Here is a 19,086-nt window from a genome sequence, read left to right on the forward strand (position 1 = left end):
CAGTAACGCTGCGAATGACAAAGTGTGCAATATTTGTACAAACCCATTGTGTAATTTCCGTTAAGTCCCAAAATATCCATTTGTCTGTGAGCATCTAGAGGTCTGCAAAAACCGGCATTATCAATCACGCCGCTCGCACATTAACCAAACAATCAAAGATTACCTGCGTGGTCCGCCCTTAGGACATAGAGTTTCACCAAACTCTCGTGCCAGTGAGAGAAAACTGGAGCGGGAAATGGCGCAGCAACCTAATAAAACCAACGTAGAATTGTCATAAACTTTACGTATAATTGACCCCTGGTAAACACGCTATACTTGCTCTATGACCGATACCCGTGAACTTACAGGCTGTTAATTTCATGAGAGCCCTACCCTTTTGTCTCTTAATTGCTCTACTTGCGGGCTGTTCAAGCACACCCCAGCAGACCGTATTTGAACCCGCCGTCCGCGACGAATACTGCTCGCGCTTCTTCCTCTACCGCATGTGCGCAGAAGACTTCACTGACAATGGCAGCGTCGATGCGGTCTATTTTGAAGACGAACGTGAAGTCTTTCTCTACATAGAAGAAAGCGCTGATGTAATCGCAAAACACTTAGCATTCCACCCTTGCGCCCAAATCATCGACGAACCACTAAGCATATCTAGCGACAAGCTACTGAGATTTGACGAAGACACCAGCTACTGGCGTGAAACTGACGTCAAAGCGGAGATCTTTGGACACTACCTTCGCTATGTAGACCGGGTCAGTCAGTGTAATAAAGAAAAAGGCTTAATCACCGAACAGGAATCCGACGACAGCGGGTTTGATGACTTCGATGATTTTGAAGATGATGAGTATGATTATGAAGCGTCTTCCGGGAAAGTCGATTATGCGGATGAGAGAGCATGAGGTAGATCAGGTCCAGACATCTACGGATAGTGCGATTCCACTTTAAGTTTAATTTTTTCTCCGGCGCACTGACAACTCCATGACCACTCCCTCTGGGTCTACAAAAGCAGTTATTTCACCACGATTTTTTTGGTTTCCTATAACATAGTCACTGAACGAATAAGGTTGGTATTGTTCTGAAGGAGCTCTCGGTAATTCCAGAGCTTCGCCAAGGATTTCAGTTAACATAGCCAAACGTAATTTTGCCTCGGGTTTTATTGTAATCTCAAGTAGTTCATTATTTTTGCTCTTGTCGTCAAGTGGGTATGTTAAATAGCTTTTTCCTAATGAGCTATTCAACGGTATAAATGATAACTCGCCCCGACTCATGTAAGTTTCGTCTACAGACGCAGCAAATTCTCCTAAAAATTTTTCCCATCGATCTCCGACCAGCAAGTAGGCTTCTACTAACGCTAAAAGTTTTGGAGTTAACATACTCTTCTCTTTCTCATAACCATCCAAATTAGCAGCATAAAATCTTAATACATTCAAAATGGCCAGCAAAGTAAAAATATAGAAAACACCAATAGCCGCTTAAAGTACAAGAAAATTTATAACTCACTTATTTAAAACCGAGAAAAACACTGAATTTAAGGGCAAAGCGGCCTTGTTTAATAGGATCAAGGCGATGAATTCAGCCAGAAAGGAAAATACTGCAAGGAAAGAATATATGAACCAAACGAAATAGGTAGTAAAACGATTAAAAGTGTAATGTTATGGCATTAACATTTTTTTCAATTTGTTACTCAACGTAAATAGATCTTTTATCACTTAGGTTGTATGAAAGTAGTAGCTCAGAACAGGTGATCTTCCTCCGATAAAATTCTCAAATCCCTAATATGACGCAATAACGCTTGCAATATATCCTCGCCATGTATTGTATAATCAATTACCCATGCTATGGAGAATGCACTATAGGAAAGGGATTCCAAGATTTTCTCCAACCAAGTGAGCTGCTCTGGAAACGATGGTTTCACCAGATTTCTAGCCACTTCTCCGCCTGGCAATCTCAAACGGCACTGCGCAATATAGGGAGCTTGACTAAACCTAAACTCCCAACCATTTTCACAAATAATCCTCTTACTCGACCAATTAGAACCCTGCCACTTTTCTTCCAGAAAGTTCGCCAATACTGAATTTTTCGATAACGTAACGTTATTTTTCACGAGTCTTTCAAGATGATTGAGCTCGGGAAACTGTTGAGAACCACATCTCGCCTTAACCCAATGCCTAATCCAAGCAATAATATATTTTTCCGCTTCTCTATCTCTAAGTATTGAGTTTTTCAACTCAAAACCACCTAGTGCTTTCCAAATACATACCTTTTTATCTCGTTCACCGAGGTTATACAATTGCTCTGCTGCCGAAGCCCTATACCCCGCACCCCAGGACTCGCTAAGTAGCGAAGGTAAAACTTTACGAGCAACTTCAGGCAACAAAACAGCTAATTCTTTCAGTTTTGGATATGTAAGGTAAGGATTTGGGTCCATTATTCTACGATTATTAGATTCCGAATCAGCCAACTCAATCAATTCAGCTTCATAACGCGGCAAGAAATAGCCACGGTGAGCATCAATCACTGTTTCCACTTCGTAGTTAATTAATTTAATTACAGGTATAGCCTCAAACAGGACATCCAATAATTCTCGAGCAGGTAAAAAGTCAGACTCTAGGAATCCTTTCACACTGAAGGTTATGTTACTGCGCAAATCGTACTGAATGGAGTGCTCCAACGTACCTCGCTGAAAATTTTGGTTGCGAACCAGAAAGTCTATTTCTTTATATATATCGGCGTGGGAGAGATAAACTGCGATATTTTTTCTTTGAGTGCTATCGTCGCCAAACAACGTAATTGCGTTTACGAATTGCTTTACTTTTTCAATCTTTAGGGCATCAATATTCATAACCTAACCAGTAAGAAACTTAGCAAAATCAAGACATAAGTACTCGATTAATTGATGACCGAATATGCTTTACTGCTAGATTTCCCCTCCCTCATACTTTTCTCCAAGCGATTTCCATAAATCTAAAAAACCCAGCTCATAAAGAAATATCCAGCTCAATGATAACTCCGCTGGGTCATAGTCTCCGACAGGATTTTGTTGATTACGAGACCAGTTTGTAATTGCGTAGCCACTCGTGGTACTGCCGACCGCCAACATCTCTCCGTCAATATCAGTATCTGTGCTAATCATAGCTCCAGCATGTAAACCGCCTTCGGATGGTGATTTACGAAATTCATCGAGCGCTTGAGGGAACCAAGCTAAAGCTCTCAATGGGAAATCAAATTGATCACAGTAATACGTATTATTAGGGCCTGTATTATAGGACACCAAAAAAGTAAGATGATCTTGGTAACCAACCAAACTATATAGCTCATCATTCCCATCAGAAGAATCAAGCATGGTTCCCAAAAGAACGGCATCATTTGGAAGCGTATCGTGACGAACAATTTTAGTTAGTGCTGGAGCTAACGGATATTTAGCACTTCTCTTCATATAGTTTTCAAACCAGATATAATCATAATTGCATTATCATCACTCAGCTGCTTTAGATTAACTTCCTTCCTCTCGAAATTAAGAGTTTCAACTACACCACATTTCACTCCTTCTTCAGCTTTATTCGCGGTCAGTCCATTTCCTGTAAATTCTGAATTGGCACCAATTTCAGTTCTAACCTTGTGCATCGCATTGAAAAGAATTGCTTCATTTTCAGGTAAGGATTCGACATATTCAGCAACATCCCTATGGTTAAACTCATCTAGTTCGTTATCCCAAAATTCTGCCATTTTATTGGCATACTCCACGTGGGACTCCATATTCATTGTGCTTTGAACAACGTTTTCGTCGTAAGAATAATCTAATTCATTGGCCGCCGCACCCGCTAGATTCTCCCACGTAGGCACTATCGAATTATTACCAAATTGGTCAAGAGTTTCACCGCGATCTATTATATGCATCACATACTCTTTATCAGGATCATAATTAGACTCTGCACCTAGCACTTGGTGAATCAATTCTGGATCTGTATCGGCGGCCTCTATCTGAACCAACGATGTAGTCCAAGCCGTAACTAAACCACCAATATTTACCAACAATATTTACTATTTACCAAGACACCCACCCTAACGGTTGCAAGCTATTAAGATTTAACGACGACACCAACTACCGGCGAGAAACGGACGTCAAACCCAGATTTTTCACTCACTACCTCCGCCATGCAGATCGCGTCAGCCGGTGCAACAAAGAGAAGTGGTTAGTAACCGAACAGATGCCTGATGAAGATGGCTTTGACGACTTCGATGATTTTGAAGATGAAGAATATGATTACGAGGCTTGATTGAGTTAGCCGAATATACCAAATGATCCAGCAGCGATCATGCTGTTCCAGTCTCACAAAGGCGTTTTCAAAAACACTAGTAGCTTTTCAGCCCTAGCTTCGTGGAAATAGTCTTCAACTCGTCTAGCAATCCGTCCTCGAGCATATATTTTGGAATTTGCCAGTCTTGAGGAGGCAAGCCTGTAACGTGATCTTTTCGGCTTGCATTCCATAGTGAATAACCAAAAAGGTTTTCAGCGCAGCAATGCTTCATCGGGTTGATGCCTATTTTCTCACCGTCAACTATGGTGTTTTCGCTTACGTCACCCGGCTGTACTGCTGGATCTGAATTATAATTCCAAAAGTCATTTTCTATGGCATCTATAAACCATGGTAATGCTTCGAGCGGATACTCTTCTTGAGTGGACCGACGTATTTTCTTCATTTTACTGTAATAGCTTGTCCAGACTATAAGATGTTGGCCTTTTATAAAAAGTTTTACATCCTGATCAGGGAACATTTCGTAATCGAGCTCTAATAGCTGCTGCTCATCATTATCAAGATTACCGGGAGTCATTATTGGTATCGCTTTTTTAAAGTCTGTCATACAAATCCGTCAAATCGGAGTTAAATCAATAGTTTTAACAATTTTGTCTTCATGGAGCGAAGCCAAATCTGGTAAATTTCGTTCTAAGCTAAGGGTTTCAACAACACCATACTTTCCCCCACCTTCAGCTGTATTCGCAGTCAGTCCATTACCTGTAAATTCTGAATTGGCGCCGATTTCAGTTCTAATTTTGTGTCGGGTGTTAAAAAGAACGGCTTCATTTTCAGGCAAGGATTCGACATATTCAGCTACATCTCGATGGTTAAACTCATTTAATCCGTTATCCCAGAAACCTGTCATTTTATCAGCATACTCTGCTTGGTATTCCATATTCATGGTACTTCGAACGATGTCTGCTTCGTAGGAAGAACCTAGTACATTAACCGCCGCATCCGATAGATTCTCCCACGTGGGGACAATCGAATTATTGCCAAATTGGTCAAGATTTTCACCTCGATCTATTATATGCATCACATAGTCTTTATCAGGATCATAATTAGACTCTGCACCTAGCACTTGGTGAATCAATTCTGGATCTGTATCGGCGGCCTCTATCTGATCTAACGATGTAGTCCAAGCCGGAACTAAACCACTATTGCGCTCAAATGCTAAAGTCGCATCAACCGAATCATCTTTGGGCTGGATACTGACTAGGAATCGTTCGTTTGCCACAGATCCGTCCTCGACCTTTTGTAGAAGCTCCTCATCAGTATATTTGGGCTTGTAGGGCGGCTCTCCAACTGACTTGCGATTTACAATATTATCACGTGCTTGCTGTAGCCTTTCCTCTGCTTCCGCAAAAGACTGGATGTCTACAGTGCTTTCTTTCTCAAGAGAACTACTGTCGAGTATCCTATTGGTTATTTCTTCTAGAATTGGCGACGGCAACTCATCCTGCGGGTGCTCAACAAGTGCAGCCAACATTGCCTCAGTCAGTGACTGCGAGGTTTGATCTAACGCATTATTATCAGCAACCTGCTTTGCCGTAACTTCGTTTTCCCTTTTATTACGCGCTTTTTCAGCCTGCGCATTCTTCAGCCCTTTCGCTTCAGCAGCCGATGTCGGAGCAGATGTAGGATCATTAGACATGTAGTAGTCATGCCAGGTATCGACTGCGCCTTGCTCGCCACGGTATTTAACGGCGATATCAGCGGCTAGCTGTGTTTTTTGGTGAGGTGTGTATTGGCGGACTTTCGGATCGCTGATACTTTTATTGAGAAGTTCTTCGAACTCGAGGTCGACTTTTGAGTTGCGTGCTTTTTCGGGTTTATCGCCAATCAATACATTCCCGGAACCAACCGCAACTTTACCGCCACAGCTAATGGCATCACTGACACGAGCAGCCGGTATACCATTAATTTTTACGCTGCCCACTCCCTCGGCAATTGAGCGTGGATGGGGAGGATTGTTTGGGATCGCGTGTAATAAGACTGCGTCGCCTTTTCTTGCAGCGGGAATGGAGTTAATCAGCACATTCCCACTGCCAGCGATGATTGGCGTAGGCGGCCAAGGGCCGTGATTGGATGCGATATCACCCAGGCGCGCGGCAGGCTGTTTACTGGGAGAGCCCATGACGTTGCCCTCCTCTAGTTGATTTGAACCTGGCCGCCATCGATATCGACGGTGCCTGACTTCACCACAATCTTGCTGCTGGTCAGTTCAATCGTACTGCCACCGACTTTTAAGGTGATTTTTTTGCCCGCCTCCAGTAATAACTCTTTACCGATACTGTGGGTGCTATTTTTACCCACTTCGGTTGTTTGATTACTAGCGACGGCGATAGATTGATTATTACCGATGCTACTGTCTTGATTGTTGCCAACCTCACGAGTTTCATCGTTTTTGATAAGCGTGTTGTGATCTTTTTCGGCCTGGAAATAAACTTCTTCTTTGCCTTTGTCATCTTCAAAGTACAACTCGTTACAGTTGCTTTGACCACCACCTTTCGTTGAGCGTGTTCTGATCCCCGAACGCGTCCCCTTCTGCGCGCCATAAGGCGGTTTGTGTTCAGGGTGGTACATAGTACCGATAACAAAGGGGCGATCTGGGTTGCCGTTTTCGAATGCGACTACGACTTCTTGGCCAATTCGTGGCGTAAAGTGAGCGCCAAACGCTGGGCCCGCAAAGCTTTGCATAACACGTAGCCAACAACTTGAATCGTCATCACCCTTGCCGAGCCTATCCCAATGGAATTGCGCTTTTATCCGTCCAAGATCATCGGTATGAATCTCTTCACCTTTCGGCCCAGTCACCGTCGCAGTTTGCATTCCGTTGATAGTGACAGGATTGGCCTTTGGATAGGCTAACTGGCCTTTGGGTAAAGCTTCAACGGATGACGTCAATGTGCCGGATACATCATCAGCCGTTAGTGTAATTTGTGTAAGGGTAAACGTTTTGCCCTTATCGGCGAACTGAGCACCATTAGGCAGCTCAACCTGAAAGTGATGCCCCAATAATAAATTGCGGCAATTACCTGACCCTGTTGCCACTATGCCGCGTTCTAACGATTGAGCAACTTTACTTGCAACATCTGATTTCCCTTCACCAGTCGAGTGATACTGTGTGCTATACACGTAGGATTCGGTATCCGACACTCTGGGCACGCTAGCAAATGGGGCCGCTGCTTTTTGATCCACAGGGAAAAAGTCTGTGGGTTTCATATAATTGTAGGTCCGCTGTGCTTGCTTGCCGGTGACATAAGCGCTTTTCGATTGCCATTGTGAAAAATGGTCATGCGCACCTGTTCCAGACTGGATAATAATCGACTTAGGATCTAGGTCGGGCAATTTCGATGCTTTATCAACGATATGTAGTTTGTGCGAGCCATTATCGTGCTTGAAGTAATAGGCGAGGCCAGCACGCTGGCAAATTCGATTAAAGAAGTGGTAATCGCTTTCCGCATATTGTGTACAATAGCGCCACTTTTCACCCGCGTCGGCTTGTAGACTAAAGTCAGCAACACCGCCATAGGTAGAAAAAACCTCTTTAATGATGTCCGTAACGGTTTTTTCTTGAAAGATGCGAGAGTCAGTTTGCTTAGATAGCAGTAACTGTAACCAAGAGACGATGACAATACGGTAAGCCGCTCGCTGCCCTGCGCGTTGGCTGCCCATGGCAACCAACTCTTGTATATAGCCATTAAGATAACGAAGCGTATTATCTGTTTGCACGACGGCAACGGTTGCCATAGTCCCAACTAAATCATTAGCCTGTAATTCATGATGCTTTTCAGAATAGGCATTCACACTGAATGTAAAGCCTTGCGACATTGTTTCAGTTGCGTTTAACCGGGTTGCAATTAAAGCATCCTTCCCGAGCACAGTTTCCAGCCTTACAAGGCGGTGCGATTGAGATGATTCACCGTTGAGCATTCATCGTCCTTAATTTTCGTACGCTTTATGCAATATACATAACTAACTAACAGTAACTAGAGACTTAAACTGTTTAAAACCTAATCTGTTTGCAAGAGATTAAACTTTAAAGAGTTTTCGTCGTTTACAAGTAAGATAAAAACAAGAAAGGATGGCGCAATGCACCATCCTTTGAAGCGCAAAAAAAGCTAAACTTAGCGCTTGGTGTTGGTTGCAGTGTCGTAACCAACAGCAATAGCGGCTTCTGCATTGCCATCTTCGTCGTATGGAGTGTACTTAACTTCAACGTCGATGAAGCTGATAGTCAAAGTTTCGGTAGGACGATTGTTGTCTTGGCTCACAGCGTTAACAGTGTAGCTGCTGATTAATGCATTCTTTAGAGTGTACTCCATGAATACATCAGTACCAGAACCAGTACCCGTTTTAGAAAGGTGAATTTTTACTTCTTTACCAGTACCACAGCAAGACTCGATGAAGATCTTAGGAGTAGAGCTATCAAGGTAGCGAGTGATTTGCAAATCGCTGATTACAGCATTTGAAGACTCACGGTCACCTGCAGTTGAAGTGTTTGAAGTAATTTGACGACCCACGCCCCAAGAAATAGATTCAACATCCATCCATCCTTTGTGACCTGAATCCGAAGACTCACCTTTAATTCCTTCGTAGTTTACGAAAATAGACATAAGCTATTCCTTTTTCCTTTTTTAGTACAACCTAAATTAAACCTTTAAAATAACTCTAAAGGCACCTGCAGTATACCCGACCAGCAAACAAATCAAATGCAAAACCATTCTTATAGCGCCACATTTTTCTCTTTTTGCTAATCAGTTACTATTTTTTAGCTTGATGTTTCTAACTTTTCTGCATCTATTTTATTTGCAACATTTTCATTCATATTTTCATTCGCAATGGCCCCTGAATTAAACTCAACAATGTAATCACTGCTATCACTTAGTTCTACAGTAATTTCATCGAATTCATTTTCGCAGGCCATCGCACTAAGAATTTCTTCTGATATATAAGGCAGCAATGTATTGTTAATAATTTGCGAAATTCGTCGAGCACCAGCGTCTGACTCATTACATTGGGCCACAATGTTTTCCGTTACCTCATTGGAGAAGGTAATTGGGGCGCTATAGTTTTCTTTGATCCGTTGAACAATTTTGTTCATCTGCATGCCTGCAATGTCTGCCAACCACTGCTCTTCTAGCGGGAAATACGGAATAACATTCACGCGGCCAAGAAACGCAGGCTTGTAATATTCTTTTAAAGCAGGCTCAATTGCCGCGAAAAAACCGTCTGCATCAGGTTTTGTATCTGGATCAGCACAAAGATTTTCGATTTGCTCACTGGCCGCATTACTCGTCATGATAATGACAGTATTTTTGAAATCGATATCTCGCCCTTCCCCGTCGCGCATCAACCCCTTATCAAACACTTGATAAAAAATATCTTGTACGCCCGGATGGGCTTTTTCCATTTCGTCTAACAAAATAACGCTGTAGGGTTTACGCCTTACTGCTTCGGTCAAGACGCCACCCTCTCCATAACCTACATAGCCAGGAGGCGAACCCATCAATTGAGAAACTTTATGTTCCTCTTTGAATTCGGACATATTGATGACAGTTATATTTTGCTCTGAACCATAGAGTTGTTCTGCTAACGCTAATGCTGTTTCAGTTTTACCAACACCACTTGGCCCTACGAGCATAAAAACGCCTAAAGGGCGATTTGGATCCGATAATTTCGCACGCGCGGTTTGTACCGCTTTCGTGATGAGTTTTAGGCCGTGGGACTGACCAATTACGCGCTCTTCCAAATTTTGCTGTAACGACAGCACACTCTTGATTTCATCACTATGCATTCTGCCAACAGGAATGCCTGTCCAATCAGCTACGACCGCGGCGACAGTGCTGGCATCGACACACTCGTGTAACAAGCCGTGACTACCTTGAATGTCCGCAAGTTGTTTTCGAATGGCAGCAAGCTGCTGAGAGTATTCTTCAGCATTCACCGCACTACCCGCTTCGCCCGAAGCAGCATTTTTAAGCGATTGAGAAGCTTTGAGACGAAGTGATTCTATTTCTTGCACCAAAGATTTTTCTGCTTCCCAGCGCGCATTCAGCTCTTCTTCTTTACTTTGAAGCGAGGCTCGTTCAATTTCTAACGCAGCAATTGATTCGGTGTGGGAATAGCCTTGCGCTTGTTCATCAATTAAGCGCTGTTTTTCAGCATCAATGTCACGAATACTGCTCTGCAGCTGCTCTAGTTCTGCAGGTACAGTGCTCAAACTGAGATTAACTCTGGCACAAGCTGTATCTAGTAGGCTGACGCACTTATCCGGTAATTGGCGGCCGGCAATATAGCGATGTGATAGCGTTACAGCCGCCGCTACAGCCTCATCGAGAATGATGACGTTGTGATGCTCTTCGAGAGATGGCGCGATACTGCGTAGCATTACCTGAGCTACGGCCTCCGTTGGCTCCTCTACTTTCACAACTTGGAAACGTCTGGTTAAGGCCGCATCGGTTTCAAAATACTTTTTGTATTCTGCCCAGGTTGTCGCTGCGATCGTACGTAGCTCTCCTCGTGCTAGCGCTGGTTTCAATAAGTTTGCAGCATCGCCAGCACCAGACTGGTTACCTGCGCCAATCATTGTATGGGCCTCATCGATAAACAGAATGATCGGCTTAACGCTGCTTTGAACCTCCTTGATGACGCCTTTTAAGCGATTTTCAAATTCACCTTTCACACCGGCTCCTGCTTGAAGAAGCCCCATATCTAGGCTCATTAATTCAACTTGCTTCAATGCACCGGGTACTTCGCCATTAGCAATACGCAAGGCCAAGCCCTCAACAACCGCTGTTTTACCGACACCAGCCTCACCCGTAAGGATGGGGTTGTTTTGCTTGCGTCGGCAAAGGATGTCGATGATTTGACGTATTTCATTGTCACGTCCCAATACTCTATCGAACTTACCATCACGTGCTTGCTGTGTAAGATTCGTTGTAAATTGATCGAGGCTTGGCGTTTTGGTTAATCCTTTAGTGCTCTGCTCTGGCGAAGCCTCAGAACTTTCTAAAGGTTGCATCAACAAGCTTTCGCATTGCTCTTTGATCGCATCGGCGTCTAGCTTTTCAAATTGCTTAGAGATTCCCACTAGACGTATATTCAATGCGTGATTTTCAACAGCTGCCAATAAAATATGTACCGGTCGAACAGTCAATGAACTATATTGACTAGAGGCAAGCATCCACGCTTCGAAAAGCAATCGAACAATATCGGGAGAAATCTTTGGAAAGCCGTCGTTACCTGTCTTCAATGTTTCTAGAGAGGTTTGAAGGTCAGCGACTAGCTCTTCAGTAACGACATCGAAGTGTAACAAAATCAACGCCAACTCGGGTTCGTCCAAAGCAATGCTTCGCTCTAGCCAATGCTCAAGACCAATTTCAAAGTTTGATCTCGATGAGGCAATAGCGACCGCTTTTTCTAAAAGCTCGCGGCTCTCTGGCGACAAATTCTTAACTAACTTTTCAAATTCCATGTTTTTCCCTTGAGTACATCTCTAATTCTTATACAAACCTTCGCAGGCAACTGTTACCTAAAAGCTGACCATTGCCTTATAGTTTGATTCCTTTTTACTGATTAACCACGCATTTCGCCCAAGCTTAAACTGGCCATCAAGCCGGCAATTAAATCGCCCGTCGCTTTCAACAAGATACTCGAGCTTTACCTGCATGTTGATTGGCACATAGGCTTTTATGAGCGCAGTCATCTGTTGATACTTTTTACTTCCTGGGCCAATACGCTGGTACAGCTCGTGGCTTATTGGGCCAAGAATCAGCTTAATGGCGCTTTGCACATCCCAGCACCGCTTACCAAGCGGTAGACCTTGACCTAAGGTTAATGAACGGCTGGTATTAACACTGCTGAGTCGACTACGATCTTCTTTCGCGATCTCTAGCCAACGGCCCTGGAAATATTTGATATCCACATCAGCATTAGTAAAGTGCTTCAGCATCATCTGCAGGTTGGTGCCAGAGCGAACTTTGCGACTAAAGTATCCAGAATAAAATTGTTGAGTTTCAGCAATAGTCCTATCAGTATTTCCAGACAACCCTTTTACTAACTGGCTAAAAGGGTCGACTTTGTTTTTGGAGCGGAATATCTCGTATTGCGCAGCAACTCGGTACTTGACCCAGCTTCGATAATAAAGCGATACAAGACGGTGGTTGAACAGATCAAGAAAGTCCGACAACGCGTAATCTTTCTGCTTATTTCTTACCTGAGCTAAGCGTGTGTAATGCTGGGGCAATACACCTGAGGTGCCTAGCAACCCCATAAAATTGACTAATATCTCGTGTTTATCGCCGTCCACACCGGGTTGTGACGTTCGCAACTGCTCGTATGCACCCGCGCTAAACGCCATATTGAGGTTGCTTTTAAAACGAACGACTTCGTCCGTAGGCAAACCGTCATCGCCTAGGGTCGTCACGTCTTCATCGCGCGCGTCTGCTTGTTTTTGAGCGTGACGCTCTAACAGGCGTACAAGCTGAAACAGACTATTACTGTCCCCCGAGCTAACGGGCAACGGCGCTGTTACAGCAGCGTTTGATTCCCGACTCTCGGTGGCCATTCCAAATACACTCCAGGTCTGTGACTCAACTTAATTTTTAATTTGATAAAACTATTTACGGCACAAAAGTGCGCCATAAATTGATCCAACACTTGCCCGAAAATATAAATACCGAATCCGCTAAACTTATTTTGATCTAGCGTTAGGGTTATTTCCGTCCCCTGGCAAATACCAGATCGACCATCTTGCGATATGCGCGACGTAATAGGCTTAGTGCTTAAATCTCGCAGGGCATCGATAACGCTACGCGACTCTCGAGATTGCACTAAATCATGTAGCTCTAAGGCCTGTTTTAAAGTAGACAAACCTTCCGGCCCCGCGAAGCTTTGTAAACTCAACTGACTAACTAATTGCCAACGCGATAATTCACCGAGCTTCGGTTGAATTGTGACTGTCGGTGCTGTCAAGCAGCGAGCGCGAAGGCCAGCCCCGCCCTCATCAAACCGCACCAGCGGTTGACCTGGACCAAATGGTAGTTTCGACGGCATATCACGGTTAGTACAGACAACCTCAGCGGTAATTAACCAATCGTCGTCGCTATCAATCACCCTAAACTTCTCATCAACTAATGAGAGGTAAGTGTCAGTACCATAACTAACAGAGCCGTGTTGGAAATGGCTATTCTCGCGACGGGCATACCAATAAACGCCTCTCGCCTGATCCGAATCCTGTAAGTGAGAGCCGTAGAATGGCGAGAGGTCTATTTTCTCGCCTTTATTATTTCGCGCGCATACCGACTGAATACTATAGATATCCGCAAACTCAGACACATGAGCAGGGAGCCGCAAACGCACTTCATGGCCGACGTCTTTGGCTTGAATACTTTCCGTCGTTTGAGAAAACAAGTTGATAATGGGTACACAACCCAGTTTCATGCTATTTCGATCGATAGCCTGAACAAGCTCAGGATGCGTTGCATCAAAATAGAAATAGATTTCGAAATTTCCATCGAAGCGCTGCCAGATCTCTTCCACGCCATCAACATTGATAAAGAGCGCTGTTTCTGGGCAAACAAAGTATTCTGACAACTGACGAAAGACGTTCGCATTACGGCCTTCGAAGAAACTATTTTCAGTATCTATAAACCCCGCCGACGATATTGCGCTCGCAGGTAAGAGAACTGGCTCAGCTTCTTGTAAGGGATCTGCGACTGCGACACCCAAGCAATGATTCATCATAAACTCAAATAACTTGTGCGCTACCTGAGGCTGAGCATCAATGTAGAAGGTTAAACGCTCAGTATCCCAATCAGACCGGCTTGCGCCATCGAGATCCGATAGCGACACTTTTAAGATTGCCTGTGGGTTTTGTTGAGCTGCTAAAACATCAATTGACGGCGCTTTAACCGGCATCGAAGAAAATTTAACGCCATCAATAAGCAGGGGTAGCACTTCGACATCACGGCACGTTTGGTATTGGCATCGCGCATCACCGCTACCTTCAACATATAACAACCTCCCTGCCCTTACCGTTTGAGGAGACGGCACTTCGGGAATATTGTTGATCTGCACTACACTCTGAGACGGGAAAGGCGCGTGGTAGTTGGGATATAGTGTCCCCATTAACGCTTCCGTTAGCTCTGGAAAGCTATCATCAATAGTGTGGCGAATTCTGGCTGTCAAAAACGCAAACGATTCAATAAGCCGAGAGACATGAGGATCCTCGATGGTATCTTCATCGAGACGCAAGCGCCCAGCAATCTTTGGATGTTGCTCAGCAAACTCCGCGCCCAACTTACGAATGTAAGTTAGCTCGCGGTTATAGTAAGACAACAAAGCATCATCCATGTCGCAACTCTCTTAAACGCAATCGGCGATCCACACTGCGCATGCTTGAATCAAAAATAAGCGGTACTGGGTCTGGCTCAATCATTAATACAGCAGATATTTTAAGGTGCAAGGTACGATCGAACTCTTCTCCGTGTGGTTCAATTTCGACAGACACGCGTTGAAAACGCGGTTCAAATCGCGCAATCACTTCGCTAACAACCCATGCAAAACGCTGTCGCTCTTCTTCCACTTCGAATTGCACATGACTAAAGTCGGCAACCCCATAACCCATCAATGACTTTTCTAACTCGGGAAACTCTTTCACATTAATCTGTTTAACAACACGAGTATTCAACAGGTTTTCTAAATCTCTACGGATATTATCTTTGATGTCTCTTAGCAAGTGTGAATATGGCTTCACTGGCTCTAACGTTCTATCGGGTTCATCATCAATGAGCCGATCCAGCAGTGACGGTAAGACAGGTTGATCCGTTCTAACCCTAGCCATTTTTGACCCTTAACTCACCAATGCCTCTGACTTGGCGTTGCTAATTTCTTTAAAATCGTAAGCAGATAGTAATTCGTCATTCACTAGCCACTGGCGAAGCCCTTTGCCACGCACAACACCATTGGTTTCTACCCAGTCAGTCTTTTTACCCAACGAGTAGCCAACGTCTGCATCGTCGCTTGAACCATGATAAATAGCAGGCAAGAAAGCCTGGCCGTGCGTGCCGTTACTCAGAGCAATATCCACCGGACGCCATAACAGCTCCAATGGCCGCGTGATTTCTGCAAACTCTAAAGATTCAATCTGTGCGTTATCTACCCAGAAGTATTTGCCATTCGAACCCAGCAACTCGGTAATGCCACCTAAGACATCATCAGCGTCACGCAGAAGAGTCGCTTCCTCTTCGTTAATCACCCACTCGAGCTGAGCACTTTGGGTATCATTTTCGTCAATTAATGCTTGTACATTGTCGCTCTCGCCGGTGCGAGCGGCTAATAAAATCGCTAAGGCATTGGAAATAACCTTTGTCGGCGTATCGATTACTGACGGTGTCGCACCCTGCTCAAACACATCATTACGTGTCTGCGCGGCACGAATAAGTTGACGCCAAGTTCCAACAGTAAAAGCGGTTTGCGGGTCGAGTGACAGCATCGTGTTGAGCTGTTTATCCGCTCTTTCAAGGTCACCTGAAAAGCACAGCAACTCAACTAGCAACGCACGTGCTTCGACATTATTGGGCTGGGAGCGAATTTCTCCATTAACCGCTTCTATAGCGCCAGCTAAATCACCGGCATTAAAGAGTTCCATTGCTGTAGACATAAAAATACGCTCTAGTGTTTATGGTGTAATTAATTCCCTACATGACCAACTGCTAGCTCGGTGACTAGCTTGATACTCGATACGAGCTGATCAAGTTGAAAATGTGGTTTCAAATAAATAACGCAAGTAAAGTAACCCACGCGCCCAGGCTGCTCTTTCACTTCGACTCGGCTTTCTGCCAGTGGATAGCGTGCTTTGAGCACGTCTGATGAGCCGTCACTCGCGGTGGTGTATTGATTCAACCAGTTTTGGAATACGCGCTGGCAATCTTGCGCGCTAATAACGCTACCAATTTTATCCCTGCCGATTACTTTGATGTAATGACCAAAACGCGAAACACACATCATGTATTGAATCATTGCAGACAATCGCGCATTACTGTTCGCGATGTCTGATGTGTAATTTTGTGGATTATGAAGAGAGCTATTACTGTAATACGCGCTGTTTTGGAATCCGTTATGACTACACAAAGGGATAAAGCCAAATTCGCTGAGTTCTCTCTCTAAAAAATCATCAATTTGAATATTGGTTGCCGCGCGACAATAGGCGGCTGAAGGATCAACATCGTGATGTGCGCTGTACTCCAGATTACGCACTACACCGCCTTCACCAAAATCATGTACTCCGCCTCGAATATCAGCGAACCAACCGGTATTCGCGAACGCTCGAATCAGCACTCCGCCAAATGCATAACAGGAATTACCCCAGAGGTAATCACCATCGGAGTCTTGCGTTGCTTCGATAAACTTAAACTCTTCAAACCGAGTACCATCGTCTCGATAAGGTTGGCGCATCAACATGCTGGGTAACGTAAGGCCGACAAAGCGCGTTGACTCTCGCGACCGAAGTGACCACCAATTAATGTATTCTTTTTGTTTGAAAATAGCGTCCAAATCGAGAGGCATGCCAAACTCGCGAAGGCTATCCAATCCAAACAACGATGGGTCGACACCCGTAATAAATGGACAAAGGGCCGCAGCGGCCACATCGGCCACTTCCTTCAATACTTCGATATCACTTTGCTGACTGTCTTTGTTGACCTTATGGCAAATATGATAGTCACCAAGCAGCACGCCAAAAGGCTCGCCGCCGGGCATATCAAATTCGTCACTATAGATGCGTTGAAACATTTGCGATTGATCAAACTCGATCGCACGCAACACATCCTTGCTAAGCTCTTTCCAGGAGACATTGAGTGCTTTGATTTTGACTGTTAAATCTTCGTCGTAATCCGCTTCTGTCTCAACGAGGTAATGAAGCCCTCGCCATGACGCCTCGAGCTTTTTAAATTTCGGGTGATGAATAATTTCGTTGAGCTGAGCGTTTAGCAACGCGTCAATTTCAACAATCACTTTATTAAGAATAAAAAGTGCTGAATCGCGGGAGTCGATACGCGAAGGTAGCAACTTCTTTTCGATCCAGTGCGTTAGCTCTTCATCAGCCAAGGCAGAATGACGTAGGCTTTCAGCAATTAGAGCGGATATAGCTGCACTAGCACCCTGCTCTTTTTCGCCGTCTAACCGAGTCCGTGTTGTTGGCTCTACTGCTAACGTTTGATTCATGAAATGCTATTCGTAGAAAAATCAATCCGATTGAAAAGAATCGATTAAGCGGGAGCATTTCGCAGCCCCCACTTAACCAGCTACCGACGCATTAGCCGCCGATTTCAGGAATACGCGCTACCATACGTAAAGAAGTAGACAGCTCTTCCATTTGTAACCAAGGACGCAACCACGCAACAGCGTTGTATGAACCTGGCTTACCTGGAACAGGCTTAACTTCAATTTTCGCTTCACGAAGCGGGTATTGAGCACGCATATCTTGGCCACCTTCTTCACTGGCGTTAACGTAATTGTTAATCCAGCGATTCAACCAATGTTGCATGTCTTCTGATTCCATGAAGCTGCCGACTTTATCGCGCGCCATGACTTTGAGGTAATGTGCGATGCGAGAAGTTGCCATCACGTAAGGCAGACGTGAAGAAATCGCAGCGTTCGCGGTTGCTTCTGGCTGATCGTAAATCTTAGGGCGTTGCGCTGTTTGGCCACCAAAGAATACGGCGTAATCGGTATTCTTGTAATGAGACAATGGCATGAAACCTAAGCCACTTAACTCAGCTTCACGACGGTCGGTGATAGCAATTTCAGTCGGACATTGCATGTCGATGTCGCCATCATCGGTTACAGAAAGATGAACCGGCAAATCATCAACTCGACCACCACCTTCAGCACCGCGGATTGCAGTACACCAGCCGTATTCAGCAAACGCCGAGGTTAAACGCGCACCCAAAACGTAGGCCGCATTTGACCAGCAGAATTCTTCAGCCAATGGCTTATCGTTAGACGCCATTTCTTCGTAACCGAATTCTTCAACCGGTTTGGTGTCTTGACCGTAAGGCAAGCGTGAGAGTACGCGAGGCATGGCCAATGACACAAAACGTGAGTCTTCAGAATCACGGAACGAACGCCATTTGGTGTATTCCGCAGAATCGAAAATCTTCGCCAAATCACGAGGTTTAGATAATTCATCCCAGTTATCGAAGCCGAATAGATCTGGCGCCGCAGCACTTAGGAATGGACAGAATGCAGCCGCTGCAACGTTGGACATATTGCTAAGCAATTCAACGTCATCAGGGTGATTAGAGAATGCGTAATCGCCAATTAATGCGCCGTATGGCTCGCCACCTGGCGTACCAAACTCGTTTTCGTACAATTTTTTGAAAGTTTGGCTTTGATCGAACTCAACCGCTTTCGAAAGATCTTTACCAACCTCTTTTTTGCTTGCGTTCATGACCTTCAATTTCAAAGTCGTGCTTGTCTCGCTGTTGTTCACCAGGTAATGCAAACCGCGCCAGGAACCTTCAAGCTGCTGGAATTTTTCATGATGCATAACTTCACGTAACTGCTCGCTGATCGCGGCATCGATCGCATCGATCGCTTTACGGAAAGTTACCATTAGGTTTTTATTCCAGGTAACGGTTCCTTTCATCGCTTCTTCAGAAAGCGTTTTCAATAAGGCTTGCGCTTCTTCAGACTCGGTTTGCTTAGTTGCCGCAATAGCTTGATCCAATAAACTGACCGCTTCCGCTTGGGCTTCTGCTGCATTTGATTCTACGACTGCATCGCTCAT

The 19,086-nt window shown here is 44.6% G+C and carries 16 protein-coding genes; 1 reads left to right on the forward strand and 15 read right to left on the reverse strand.

Annotated elements, in window-relative coordinates; all coding sequences use genetic code 11:
* Positions 1-359: 359 nt before the first annotated feature.
* Positions 360-890: a hypothetical protein gene (locus ACZ5NB_RS10690; RefSeq protein WP_460233603.1), complete on the forward strand. Its 531-nt coding sequence runs from the start codon at positions 360-362 to the stop codon at positions 888-890.
* A gap of 48 nt (positions 891-938) precedes the next feature.
* Here the strand turns inward: ACZ5NB_RS10690 and ACZ5NB_RS10695 are convergent, their stop codons facing one another.
* The 15 genes from ACZ5NB_RS10695 to tssC (ACZ5NB_RS10765) form a co-directional block, all read right to left on the reverse strand.
* On the reverse strand, positions 939-1,364 hold the full coding sequence (locus ACZ5NB_RS10695; RefSeq protein WP_460233604.1) for a hypothetical protein: 426 nt from the start codon (positions 1,362-1,364) through the stop codon (positions 939-941).
* Positions 1,365-1,723: 359 nt separating this feature from the next.
* Positions 1,724-2,833 carry a hypothetical protein gene (locus ACZ5NB_RS10700; RefSeq protein WP_460233605.1) on the reverse strand — a complete coding sequence of 370 codons (1,110 nt, stop codon included), beginning with the start codon at positions 2,831-2,833 and terminating at the stop codon, positions 1,724-1,726.
* A 75-nt stretch (positions 2,834-2,908) separates the two neighbouring features.
* A complete protein-coding gene (locus tag ACZ5NB_RS10705) occupies positions 2,909-3,427 on the reverse strand; it encodes a hypothetical protein (protein WP_460233606.1) in 519 nt (172 codons plus the stop codon).
* Positions 3,424-4,023 carry a hypothetical protein gene (locus ACZ5NB_RS10710; protein WP_464107542.1) on the reverse strand — a complete coding sequence of 200 codons (600 nt, stop codon included), beginning with the start codon at positions 4,021-4,023 and terminating at the stop codon, positions 3,424-3,426. The genes ACZ5NB_RS10705 and ACZ5NB_RS10710 overlap by 4 nt, the downstream gene beginning before the upstream one ends.
* 321 nt (positions 4,024-4,344) lie before the next feature.
* Positions 4,345-4,854 carry a hypothetical protein gene (locus ACZ5NB_RS10715; RefSeq protein WP_460233608.1) on the reverse strand — a complete coding sequence of 170 codons (510 nt, stop codon included), beginning with the start codon at positions 4,852-4,854 and terminating at the stop codon, positions 4,345-4,347.
* A 9-nt stretch (positions 4,855-4,863) separates the two neighbouring features.
* Complete coding sequence (locus tag ACZ5NB_RS10720) at positions 4,864-6,426, reverse strand: PAAR domain-containing protein (RefSeq protein WP_460233609.1); 1,563 nt, start codon at positions 6,424-6,426, stop codon at positions 4,864-4,866.
* A gap of 14 nt (positions 6,427-6,440) precedes the next feature.
* Complete coding sequence (locus ACZ5NB_RS10725) at positions 6,441-8,225, reverse strand: type VI secretion system Vgr family protein (protein ID WP_460233610.1); 1,785 nt, start codon at positions 8,223-8,225, stop codon at positions 6,441-6,443.
* Between the two features lie 194 nt (positions 8,226-8,419).
* Entirely contained in the window at positions 8,420-8,908 is a 489-nt protein-coding gene (locus ACZ5NB_RS10730; protein ID WP_460233611.1) for an Hcp family type VI secretion system effector, read from the reverse strand.
* A gap of 155 nt (positions 8,909-9,063) precedes the next feature.
* The gene (tssH, locus tag ACZ5NB_RS10735) at positions 9,064-11,769 is read right to left on the reverse strand and encodes a type VI secretion system ATPase TssH (RefSeq protein WP_460233612.1); all 2,706 of its coding nucleotides are present in this window, start codon (positions 11,767-11,769) and stop codon (positions 9,064-9,066) included.
* Between the two features lie 57 nt (positions 11,770-11,826).
* Positions 11,827-12,861, reverse strand: a complete 1,035-nt coding sequence (gene tssG / locus ACZ5NB_RS10740; protein WP_460233613.1) for a type VI secretion system baseplate subunit TssG — start codon at positions 12,859-12,861, stop codon at positions 11,827-11,829.
* Positions 12,825-14,648, reverse strand: coding sequence for a type VI secretion system baseplate subunit TssF (gene tssF, locus ACZ5NB_RS10745; protein WP_460233614.1), 1,824 nt, complete (start codon positions 14,646-14,648; stop codon positions 12,825-12,827). The genes tssG and tssF overlap by 37 nt, the downstream gene beginning before the upstream one ends.
* The gene (gene tssE / locus ACZ5NB_RS10750; protein ID WP_460233615.1) at positions 14,641-15,138 is read right to left on the reverse strand and encodes a type VI secretion system baseplate subunit TssE; all 498 of its coding nucleotides are present in this window, start codon (positions 15,136-15,138) and stop codon (positions 14,641-14,643) included. Before tssE ends, tssF begins: the two co-directional genes overlap by 8 nt.
* Positions 15,139-15,147: 9 nt before the next feature.
* Positions 15,148-15,957: a type VI secretion system accessory protein TagJ gene (locus ACZ5NB_RS10755; RefSeq protein ID WP_460233616.1), complete on the reverse strand. Its 810-nt coding sequence runs from the start codon at positions 15,955-15,957 to the stop codon at positions 15,148-15,150.
* A 29-nt stretch (positions 15,958-15,986) separates the two neighbouring features.
* Positions 15,987-17,519: a type VI secretion system contractile sheath large subunit gene (gene tssC, locus ACZ5NB_RS10760; RefSeq protein WP_460233617.1), complete on the reverse strand. Its 1,533-nt coding sequence runs from the start codon at positions 17,517-17,519 to the stop codon at positions 15,987-15,989.
* Between the two features lie 91 nt (positions 17,520-17,610).
* Positions 17,611-19,086 carry a type VI secretion system contractile sheath large subunit gene (gene tssC, locus ACZ5NB_RS10765; protein ID WP_460233618.1) on the reverse strand — a complete coding sequence of 492 codons (1,476 nt, stop codon included), beginning with the start codon at positions 19,084-19,086 and terminating at the stop codon, positions 17,611-17,613.

Source organism: Aurantivibrio plasticivorans (assembly GCF_055392955.1).